Source organism: Rhodanobacter sp. FW104-R8, from assembly GCF_001617365.1.
GTDB lineage: Bacteria > Pseudomonadota > Gammaproteobacteria > Xanthomonadales > Rhodanobacteraceae > Rhodanobacter.
The window spans coordinates 1-11,388 of the sequence record NZ_LVJR01000079.1 but is presented as its reverse complement, the minus strand read 5'-3'; the positions used below and the strand labels follow the sequence as shown (position 1 = coordinate 11,388).

General features: G+C 64.2%; 3 protein-coding genes. 2 read left to right on the top strand and 1 reads right to left on the bottom strand.

The genetic code is table 11. The features are described 5' to 3' along the window. Positions 1-162: 162 nt before the first annotated feature. Positions 163-6,540: a hypothetical protein gene (locus RHOFW104R8_RS11650; RefSeq protein ID WP_161487784.1), complete on the bottom strand. Its 6,378-nt coding sequence runs from the start codon at positions 6,538-6,540 to the stop codon at positions 163-165. Positions 6,541-7,013: 473 nt separating this feature from the next. On the opposite strand from RHOFW104R8_RS11650, the gene RHOFW104R8_RS11645 reads away from it, so the two are divergent. After that, the gene (locus RHOFW104R8_RS11645; protein ID WP_235604438.1) at positions 7,014-9,020 is read left to right on the top strand and encodes a S9 family peptidase; all 2,007 of its coding nucleotides are present in this window, start codon (positions 7,014-7,016) and stop codon (positions 9,018-9,020) included. A gap of 140 nt (positions 9,021-9,160) precedes the next feature. Next, a partial coding sequence (locus RHOFW104R8_RS11640; protein WP_068205440.1) for a M14 family zinc carboxypeptidase occupies positions 9,161-11,388 on the top strand: 2,228 nt, incomplete at its 3' end.

Genomic DNA, 11,388 nt, shown 5'->3' with positions numbered 1-11,388 from the left:
CGCATCCGTCTTGGCCAGCACCGTGCCCTGCGGGTCGGTGTAGTAATAGTGCACCGTCCCCGCATGGGCCACCCCACCCAGGAGCAGTCCCAACCACAGCAGCCACTTCGTCGCCTTCGTCATCACGCCCACCCCTTTGCGGATAGCCATGTCCTTAGCTCCTTATTGGATCGGCCCGGGCGGGTCGGTCTGCGTGGGGTTGGGTGCATTCGTGAAGCCGGAGCAGCCCGCCGCATTGCAGGCCTGCACGGCGTACTGCAGATCCACGCTGGAACCGGGTGCAGCGATCGTCGCGCTGGTCCCCGAGGTGGTGGCGACGATGCTCGAACCACCATAGGTCAGATTGTTCCTCTGCACGTTGTATGACGTGGCCGTCACCGATGCGGTCCACGTGACGTAGTACTGGACGCCATGCACATACGAGGGCGCGGTGACCGACGCGGGTGCCGCCGGCGGCAATGCCACGGTGATGCTGCCGACACCGCTCCAGGGTCCGCAGCCGCCGGCATTGCAGGCCTGCGCCTGATAGCCGTAGGTGCCGTTACCCTTGCCGCTGGCACCCCAGCTCACGGCAACGCTGGATTGCAGCGTGCTCCAGCCGCCCCCGTTGACCTGCTCCTGCAACGTGTAGCTAGTGGCGCCGCTGACGCCACCCCAGCTCACCGTGTAACTCCCCGTGTTGCTGGTGGCCGGCACGCTCAGACTTGGCGCACTCGCTGGCGGGATGGTCACGGCCACTGCACTGCTGGTTGCATAGCCATTGCAGCCGCTGGCATTGCAGGCCATGACCCGGTAGCTATAGCTGCCAGAGGCGCCCGCCGAGATCGAGGTACTGGTCGCGCCCCCGTTATAGACCTGCGCCCAACCGCCGCCATTCACGCTCTGATCGAGGCCATAACTGGTCGCTGTCGCACTGGACGCCCAACTGATTGCGATAGGCCCGTTGCTGGTCGCAGGCACGCTGATGCTGGCTGGCACCGGAGGCACCCACAGCACAGTGGTACTCGCCACCGCACCCCAAGGGCCACAGCCCCCGGCGTTGCAGGCTTGCACGTGATAGCCGTATGTCCCATTACCCCTTCCACTGGTGCTCCAGCTCGTGTTGCCGTTGGCCTGCACCGTCGTCCAGCCGCCCCCGTTCACCTGCTCTTGCAGGGTGTAGCTGGTCGCGCCGCTCACGCCGCCCCAGCTGATCGTGTAGCTGCCGTTGGTGCTGCTCGCCGGCACACTCAGGCTCGGCGCACTAGCCGGCGGGATCGTGACTGTCACCGCACCGCTGGTCGCATAGCCATTGCAGCCGCTGGCATTGCAGGCATAGACCCGATAGCTGTAGCTGCCTGATGCACCTGCCGTCACGCTCGTGCTGGTCGCCGCATTGGCATAAACCTGCGCCCACGCCCCGCCATTCACGCTTTGATCCAGGCCATAGCTGGTCGCCGTGGCGCTGGCCGCCCAGCTGATCGCGATAGGCCCGTTGCTGGTCGCGGGTACGCTGATGCTGACCGGCACTGGTGGTGGCAGCAACACGCTGGTACTCGCTACCGCACTCCAGGGACCACAACCGCCCACATTGCAGGCTTGCACGTGATAGCCGTAAGTACCGTTACCGCGACCGGAAGTGCTCCAGCTCGTCATCCCGTTCGTCTGCACGGTCGTCCAACCGCCGCCGTTGAGCTGCTCCTGCAGGGTATAGCTGACCTGGCCTGCGACGCCGCTCCAGCTCACCGTGTAACTGCCGTTGGTGTTGCTGGCTGGCACGCTGATCGTGGGCGCGGTGGTCGGCGGATGCGTGACCACCAGCGTGGCGCTGCCCGCGGTCCAGGCGCTGCAACCGTAGGTATTGCACGACTGCACGTGATAGAGGTAGCTGCCGTCAGCCAGACCCGACACGGCGGTGCTGGTACCCGTGCCGTTGTAGATCGACGTCCAGTTGGTACCGCCATTGCTGCTCTGCTCGACCACGTAGCGGGTGGTCAGGCTGGTGGCACCCCAACTCAACGTGGCGCTGCCGTTGTTGCTGCTGGCCGGCACGCTCAGGCTCGCCGGCGCCGCGGGCAGCACGCCGTAGGTTGTGTCGACCGTTACCGCCACCGAAGCGGCCCAGCCGCGATTGCCGTAGGCGCTGTTGGCAGCCACCTGGTAGGTGTAGCTGCCGCTGACATTGCCCGGACGGCCGATCGAGGTTGACACGGTCGCGCTGGCGATGGTGGTCCACGCACCGCCGTTCAAACTCTCCTGCACGTTATAGTTGGTGGCTGTCGCGGGTGCAGTCCAACTCACCGTGTAGGTGCCATTGATGGTGCCGCTGGGTACCGTCACCGTGGGTAGCGCCGGACGCACCCCGAGCGTGGCCGAAGCGGTCCAGCCGCCACAGACAGCGCCGTTGCATCCCTGTACTTGGTACACATAGCTGCCGCCGGTGCGACCGCTCAGCGTGGCGCTGGCGGCACTGCCGGTGTAGACCGTCACCCAGCCACCACCGTTGACGCTCTCCTGCAAGGTATACGCCGTCGCCGCCGGTACCGCGCCCCAACTCACCGTGTAGCTGCCGTTGTTGGGGTTGGCGTCGAAGCTCACCGCACCGGGTGCGACCAGCACGAGCGATTCGTTATCGCCGACCAGTTTGGTACCCAGGTAGATGAAGTTGGTGGTCTTGCCGGCACCCGGCTCGTACTGGTACATCAGCTGACCGGCACGGTTATAGAAGTAGTAGGTAGGCGCGCCGCCATTTGCCGGCGTCTTCTGCACACGCCGACCATTCGCGTCGTAGAGGTAGCTGTCGAGACCCGTGATCTGGCTCAGCTGATCCTTCTGGTCGAACACCAGCGATGCGCCGTTCTTGTTGATGAGGTTGCCGCGGTTGTCGTAACCGAAGCTGTTGACTGTGCTGCCGGCGCGCGTGATGTTGAGCAACCGGTTGGTGGCGTCGTAGTTGTAGACGGAGGTCTGGCCCGCGGACAGGCGGGTGCGCAGGTTGTTGAGCGGGTCGTAGGTATACGACTCGGTGCCCCACAAGGCGGGTGCCACGGCGTTGGTCAACCGGTTGAGTCCGTCGTACTGGAATTGCTTGCTGCGCTGGCCGCTGGTCAGGTCGTTGACGTTGGTGATGTTGCCGTTGCTGTCGTAGACCACATCCTCGCTGAGGTTCAACGTGCCACCTATGCCATACGAGAAATTGCTGAACAGTAGCCTGGCGCTCTGCTCGGCCACGTAGCCGGCCCCACTGCCATAGGTAAACGAAGCCACCGCGCCGTTGGGGAAATAGCCGATCTGACTGGCATAACCGCCGACTTGGGTGGGGCGACCGCGGGCGTCCGGTGCGTAGTTCACGTTCTCGCCGTTCGGATAACGAATCGAGCTGAGGCTGCCGTAGGCGTCATGGGCATAACCCAGCGCCAAGGTGTTCTGACCGACCAGACTCAGCGACTCGCCAGTCAGCATGCCGCGATAGTTGTAGCTGCCGTTCCAAACCGCGCTGCCGGAGGTCGCCGAGTACATATTGCCAAGCGCGTCGTACAGATATTGAGTGCTCTGCGTGCCGCTGGGCGGGGCGATCGTCAGCACCCGGTTCATCGGGTCGTAGGTGAAGTTGGTCTTGGCCGTCGCGGCCACTTGCTCCTGCCCGCAACCGGTTCCGGTGATGTTCAGTCCTGACGCGCTGTAGCTGAGGTTGTTGGCACCGTCGTAGGCCATCACCGTGCTGCCGCTCTCCGGCTCGGTGGTGCGGCACAGGCGGTGATAACTGTCGTAGGTCAGTGTCTTGGTGACACTGTCGCTCTCGGTACCGTTGTAGATGCCCAACTGCGTGATGGCCGTCGGATGGCCGTACAGGTCACGCGTGATGATCTGGGTGATGCCTGCCGGTGCCTGCACCTTGATCGGCGCGTCGTATGACGGCACATCGAAGACCTGGGCATAGGTGGTGGTGACGTTGTTCTTGGGGTCGGTCACCTGCACACCGGCACCGGACAGGTAGGCGGTGGTGGTGGTCAACGTGCCCAGTTCGGAATCCTGCTGGCTTTGCGTCAACCGCCCCAGCGTGTCGTAGGTTTTGTGCGTGCCGGTGGTCACCGCCGACAGAGCTGGTGCACCACTGACCGGGTAGGAGGTGAACGTGGTCAAGCCGCGCCAATCGTAGCTGTTCGCCGTCGTGATGTCCGAACCCGCCGTACCGGTTATGGACGAATCGTGGAGCAGCGGCCGCAACATCGCATCGAAGTAGGTCACTTCGGTGTTGTTGCCGGTGGTAACGGTGCGCCGCCAGTGGCCACCGCCGATCCCGCGCTCGGCGCCGCTAACAAAGTCGTAGGCAAAAATCCTGGGAGCCCAGGCCACCTCATCGCCGGCGGGATAATCGATACGGGTCATTCGCCCCATGGCGTCGTAACCGTAGGACATCGTGTGACCGGCTTGATCCGTGACGCGGATGATCCGACCGGCATCGTCGACCACGAGACGATGATTCGTGTTGTCCGGGTAGTTGATCGACTGCGGGATGCCGCGGTAGTAGTTGCTCAGGGACGTGGTGTAGTTATTACCGTCGGTAAAGCTGGCAAGCTGACCTTGCGCGTTGAAGGTGTAGCTCTTCACCAACTGGCCGAAGCGCCAACGCTGCGACAATGTAGTCGAGCTTGGATCGTAGACATCCTTGCTCACCGTTTCGCCGGTGGTAAGGTTGTCTGTCTGTGCGTGCAGCCCCAGTATCCAATGCGTCAAGTCGTTGAGGTAGGAGACCTGCTCCTCGACCGATGACTGGCCTGGAATCGTGTTCGAACGCTTGGTGACGGTCGGCTGGGCAAAGGCATCGAAAGCCTCGGTCAGTAACGTATATGTATCCCCGCCATCCTGCACCGTGGTTGTCGAACGGGTCGGCCGGATGCGCCCGACCATCGGATTCTTGTAAGTCGGAAGGATCGACTGCCCGGCATTGTCGGGAAAGAGCTGGCTGGCAATCTCGTCATCCCCCACATACGTGTTGGATACGGTCTTCATTACCGTACCCGAAGGCGTATCGGACTCGGTCTGCAGCAAGCGCCCTTCATTGCGGGCGTACTGCACGCCAAAGGTGAGCTTGGTGATGTCGTCAGGGCCAGTGACCGTGACCGTTCTCCCGAGAGAACAACCCGAACAGGTACCCTGGGTGATGTAGGTCTCGACACTCGAGTCCCAGGGACCGGGCACGGAGGGCGTGAAGTAACTCCCTGCAGTGAGGCCGTAATCGTAGTTCCACGTCAGCGTAGAAAGGCCGGCCCCCGTGATCTGCCTGGATACCAGCGAAAAACCGTCGAAGAAATTGTCGACATCCGGATATAGGTGGTAGGTGTTTCCGTCGTTGCACGAAAACGGAACGTAATTTCGATACTGTCGTTGGTAACTGAAGTGAAAGGTCCCGCTCGCACCCGACGGTGCACCCACCGTGTAGACGAAGTCCCCGGTGTTGGCCACGGGTTCGATTTGGCAGTGCGTGTTGGGCGGGTAGTAATCCCCGCTGGTCGTGTCCACGGTCTTGACGGTTATCATCGATCCCGACACCGTCGTATACGACCACTGCGATCCGTCCGGTTGAGTGACCGAGCTGAGCGCGCCATTGGTATAACCGTATGACCAGGTACCTGCGGCACTGACCGCGGAGACGACGGTGTTGCCGGACCACGTGATATTGATCACGCGTCCATCATTGGCAGCGATTTGCGTCAACTGATCGCCATTGGAGCCGCCATAGGTATAGGTGACCCAGTTGCCAAAGCGATCCTCTACCCGCGTCGCGAGAAAAAAAACGCGCGACCGCTGCACCACCGGCACCGTGCCGGTCCGCACTCTGGCGACCAAGAGGTCGGGGGCGGTGCGCACCACGACCCAGTTGAAGGTGTATCGAACCCCATCAGGCGATATCGCCACAAACGCTTCGCCCGGGTAACCATTGGCGGTGCTGCCAATACAACCAAAGCGGTAATAGCTCTTGGTGACCCATGGATAGGTGTTTCCATCGGTGATCGCCGGCAGCTTCGCTTCGGTATTCTTCAGAAGCTCGTCGTCGGCACCGCCTGGAATGTGGACATGATTGCCATCCCACACCACGGCATAGTCCGGGGTGTAAGTGATATTGCTGACCTTTACATAGGGAATGCTTTGATTGCTGCAGCGGGCGTAATCGGGATTGTCGCCGTTGCGGACTACCCACCCGTTTTCCTGAGTGAACGTGCCCACGATATAGGGCACGTCCAAATCCCAATCGCCCAGACCCGCCAAGTTGCCCGGGTCCTTGCGACGGTCCTCAATGACCAGACGACGACGCAGCTGCACGGGCAGACTGCTGTTGCCGGGTAAATCGACATCGACGAGATCGAACTCGGAAGCACCGTTGTACAAGCTGAGCTTGTCGCCGAAGAGATCGGACTTGAGCGGTGTCACTTCCTGCGCGGCACGAAGGCGTTTGCCGAATTCCTCGTACGGCTCCACATCACTGGCCACCTGAGCATGGATCGAGACGGACACCAGCACAAGCAGGAGTCCCAGCCACACCGTCTGGCGTACTTTCATGAAACTCTCCGGATGTTGGTCGCGATCGCGCCATGACAAACCGTGGCGGGTCGCCGCATGCATGGTCGAAGCAAATGGCCGCCAATGCTTGCTGCAGGCCAAAATGGGTTTTCAGGAAGGTGGCGGACACACCCGTGAGTGCCGGGCGCATATGCATCGCCAGCAGATGCTGATGCCAAGAAAACGGAAGCCATACGGCATCCCTGCGTACCAACTTTCATCCCTGTATCCCCTATACCGGACATTGCGTTCGGTTTTTTGAAGATAGCAAGGGATTCTTGTGCCCACAATAGGCAAATATCTGAGGCACATCACCGGTACTGACTTGCCTGCTACGTGACCTATCAGACCTATCAACTACACACCCGCCTCGTGCAAAGCTCGCGTCGACTGACGCCGTGCTGCTATAAATAATCCGGGGATGCGGCCGCACACGAGGTGCGCTCGCGCAGTCACGACAGGGGAATCCAATGATGGAACTGCGACGCTGGACCGTTGCTGCCTTGCTTTTGCTGTTTGCCGCCGTGCTGCATGCCCAGCCGGTTTCGATAGCCGACCTGGCGCGGCGCGCGCAGTACCAGGACGTCAAGATTTCTCCGGACGGGCAGTACCTGGCCGCCACCACCATCGTGAAGGGGCAGACCGTACTGGCCCTGATCCGCCTGTCCGACCGGAAGGGCAACCTGGTCCGCCCGCGCGAGGAGGATGACGTCACCGGTTTCTGGTGGGCCTCGCCCAAGCGGGTGCTGTATTCGGTGGCGACCCGCCTCGGCGGCTACGATGCGCCGATACCGACCGGCGAGCTGTTTGCGGTCAACGCCGATGGCAGCAGCCCGAACATGCTTTACGGCTATCGCAAGACCGGCATGAGCACCGGCACACTGATCCCGCACGCCACCGCCGAGCGCGGCAACGCGCGATTCATCGCGGCGATACCGGATGACCCCCTGCACGTGCTGGTTGCCGTCAGCCTGTGGGATGCCACCGGCTTGGAGCTCGAGCTGCCGGTCGCCTACCGCATGGACGTGCGCACCGGCGACAAGATCCGGATGTTGGCCGCGCCGATGCGCGGCGCGAGCTTTGTCGCCGATCACCAGGGCCGGATCCGTTTCGCCTATGGCACGGCCAATGACGGCAGCTTCAAGGTCTACCAGCATCCCGTGGGTGGCGACGGCTGGCAGCTGCTGCCGGAGATGGGCAACAACCGTTCGACGCCACTGGCGTTCACCCGGGACGACGCTGCCGTCTACGTCACCTGCCCCGCCAGCGGCGGAGGCTTCGGCGTCTGCCGCTGGGACCCGGCCAGCGGCGCGCTGGAAACCGCGTGGAGCCATCCGCAGGTCGAGGCCGACGAACTGCTGCAGGGGCTGGCCAGGGACAGCATCGCGGGCGTGGCCTTCACGGATGGCCGTCCAGGCATGGCGCTGTTCGACAGCGAATCGGCCGACGCACAGGTGCTGATCTCGCTGATGAAGCAGTTCCCGGGCGAGCAGGTGACTTTTGTCTCCGGCACCGACGACGGCCGGCTCAGTGTGATGCTGGTCGAGGCCGACGCCGACCCGGGCACGTTCTACCTGTTCGACCGCAAGACCGGCAAGCCGAGCCTGCTGTTTTCGCGCATGCCGTGGATCGACCCGGAGCGGATGGCGCGCAAGCAGCCGTTCGATTTCGCGGCACGCGACGGCGTGAAGCTGCATGGCTACGTGAGTTTCCCGCCCGACCATGAGGACGCGAAGCACCTGCCGATGGTGGTGATGGTGCATGGCGGTCCCTATGCCGAGCGCGACCGCTGGGACTACGAGTCCGACGTGCAGCTGCTGGCGACCCGCGGCTATGCCGTGCTGCAGGTGAACTTCCGCGGTTCCGGCGGTTACGGCTACGACTTCGGGCGCAGCGGCTGGGGGGAATGGGGCGGCAAGATGCAGGACGACGTCACCGATGCCACCCATTGGGCGATCGCGCAGGGCATCGCCGACCCGCGGCGCATCTGCATCTACGGCGGCAGCTATGGCGGCTACGCGGCGCTCGAGGGCGCGGTGAAGGAACCCGACCTGTACCAGTGCGCGATAGGCTACGCCGGCATCTACGACCTGCCCTTGATGCACGGCAGCGGTGATATCCCCCAGTCTTCATACGGCGCGAGCTACCTCAAGCGGGTGCTGGGCGAGGACATGACCGCGCTGGCGCAACGGTCACCGATCAACCAGCTCGACCGCCTCAAGGCCAGGGTCATGCTGGTCGTCGGCGACGGCGACCGGCGTGTGCCGTCGGTGCAGGGCAGGAATCTGCGCGCGGCCCTGCAGAAACGTCGCGTGGCCCATGCATGGCTGGACAAATCCGGTGAGATGCACGGCTTCTACAGCGAGGCGAACCTGACCGAGCTGTACACGATGCTGCTGCAATTCGTCGACGCCAGCATCGGTCCCGGCGCGGCCGCGACGGGCACGGTCGCTGCCGACGGCGCCAGTTCAGCCCATTGAATTCGCGCGCCGGTCCAGCCGGCAGGAAGACGCGGCAGGCTTGCCGGAAGCCCATCCAACCGATGGGCCAGGCACGGCCGCGCCCGTTCTGGCAGAGTGCGGCGATCCGTTGCCTTCGCAAACCCAGGGGAATACTCACCATGCGCGTGCCGATCCGACTCCCACTCGTCGCCCTGTTGGCACTCGCTGCCGCCAGCGCCTTCGCGGCGACCACGCCGGAGGGGCTGGCACCGTACGCCCGCGATCCCGCCCAGCCGATCGATCAGGGCTATACCGACCAGATCCTGAAGTTCACCACCGACCCTTCGTTCAACTCGCCGCTGACCGACTACCTGCCTGCCTCGGCGACCGTGCCGACGCCGCAGAAGGTACTCGGCCACATTGCCGGCGCGCCGGACTACCTGCCCTACTCGGCCGACGTCTACCGCTACTTCCGTGCGCTGGCCGCGGCCAGTCCGCGGGTGAAGGTGTTCTCGATCGGCAGGACCGAGGAGGGCCGCGAGATGATCGCCGTGGCGGTCGCCGACGAAAGCCTGCTCGCCGACCTGGAGGCGAACAAGGCGCGCCTGGCCAAGCTGGCCGATCCCCGCCTCATCGGCATGGACGACGCCACCGCCGACCAGCTGATCGCGCAGTCCACGCCGGTCTACTACATCACCGGGACGATCCACTCCACCGAGAGCGGCGCGCCGACCGCGCTGATGGAGCTGGCGTATCGCCTGGCGGTGGACGAGGCGCCGTACATCCGGCACATCCGCTCGCACGTGGTCACCCTGATCACGCCGATCGTCGAGGTGGATGGCCGCGACCGCATGGTCGACCGCTACAACTGGCATCTGGCGCATCCGGGCGAGAACTACCCGCCGCTGCTGTACTGGGGCCATTACGTGGCGCACGACAACAACCGCGACGCGATGGCGATGACGCTGAACCTCACCCGCAACGTGGCCGACACCTATGTCGGCTGGCATGCGCAGGTGCTGCACGACCTGCACGAGTCGGTGCCGTTCCTGTACGACAACACGGTGGGCGACGGCCCGTACAACGCGTGGATCGACCCCATCCTCACCGGCGAGTGGCAGCAGCTGGGCTGGGACAACGTGCAGCAGCTGACCCGCCTGGGCATGCCCGGCGTGTTCACCCACGGCGACTTCGACACCTGGAGCCCGGGCTACCTGATGTTCATCGCCGCCATGCACAACGGCATCAGCCGGCTGTACGAGACGTTCGGCAACGACGGCGCCGACACCGTGCAGCGCATCCTCGCTCCCGGCGAGTACCAGCGCACCTGGTACAAGCCGAACCCGCCGCTGCCGACCGTGCTGTGGTCGCAGCGCAACAACAACAATTACCAGCAGACCGGCCTGCTCACCGCGCTGGACTATTTCTCCGGCAACGGCCGGCTGTTCCTGAAGAACTTCTACCTCAAGAGCAAACGCTCGATCGAGAAGCCGCAGGAAGCCGGCCCGGCCGCCTATGTCTTCCCGGCCGACGACAGGCGCAGCGGCTCGCGGGCGCAGCTGCTGCGCATCATGCAGCTGCAGCATGCGGAGGTCAGCCGCCTCACGGCGCCGGTCACGGTCACGGTGACGTCGCCGAAGCGGGACGACGACAAGAAGGACGCCGGGACGCGCACCTTCCCCGCCGGCAGCTACGTGGTGCGCATGGACCAGCCGTACTCGCGCATCGCCGATGCGCTGCTGGATCGCCAGTACTGGTCGCCGAAGGATCCGCAGCAGCATCCCTACGACGACACCGCCTGGTCGATGGGCGACCTGTTCGACGTGCAGGTGGCGCGCGTCACCGACACCGCGATCCTCAAGGCGCCGATGGAGCCGGCCGGCCAGCCGATCGCGGTGCCGCAGGGCTTGGCCGCGATCGACATGCCGCCCGCCGCGAAGCTGCCGCGCATCGCGCTGATGCACACCTGGCTGGATACCCAGACCGAGGGCTGGTGGCGCATGGCGCTGGACCGGCTCCACGTGCCGTACAGCTACATCAGCACCCAGGACGTGGCGAGGGCCGGCAACCTGCGCGCGAAGTACGACGTGATCCTGTTCGCCCCGGTCGGCGGCGCCAGCCTGCAGCAGATCGTCGATGGCCTGCCGATGTGGGGCAACCCGATGCCGTGGAAAACCACCGCGCTGACGCCGAACCTCGGTCACATCGACGCCACCGACGACATCCGCCCCGGCCTCGGCGCCAGCGGCCTGGCCCACCTCAAGCAGTTCGTGCAGGCCGGCGGATTGCTGGTCACCGCCGAGGACACCGCGAAGTTCGCCATCGACGCGGGCCTCGCGCCCGGCGTGTTCGTTACCCCGAGCACCAGGCTGAAGGTCGTCGGCAGCGTGCTGCAGGCGAAGTTCGC

Excerpts from the sequence above, each read along its gene's own strand:
- RHOFW104R8_RS11645 (WP_235604438.1), top strand. The coding sequence starts at position 7,014 with ATGGAACTGCGACGCTGGACCGTTGCTGCCTTGCTTTTGCTGTTTGCC.
- RHOFW104R8_RS11650 (WP_161487784.1), bottom strand. The coding sequence starts at position 6,540 with ATGAAAGTACGCCAGACGGTGTGGCTGGGACTCCTGCTTGTGCTGGTG.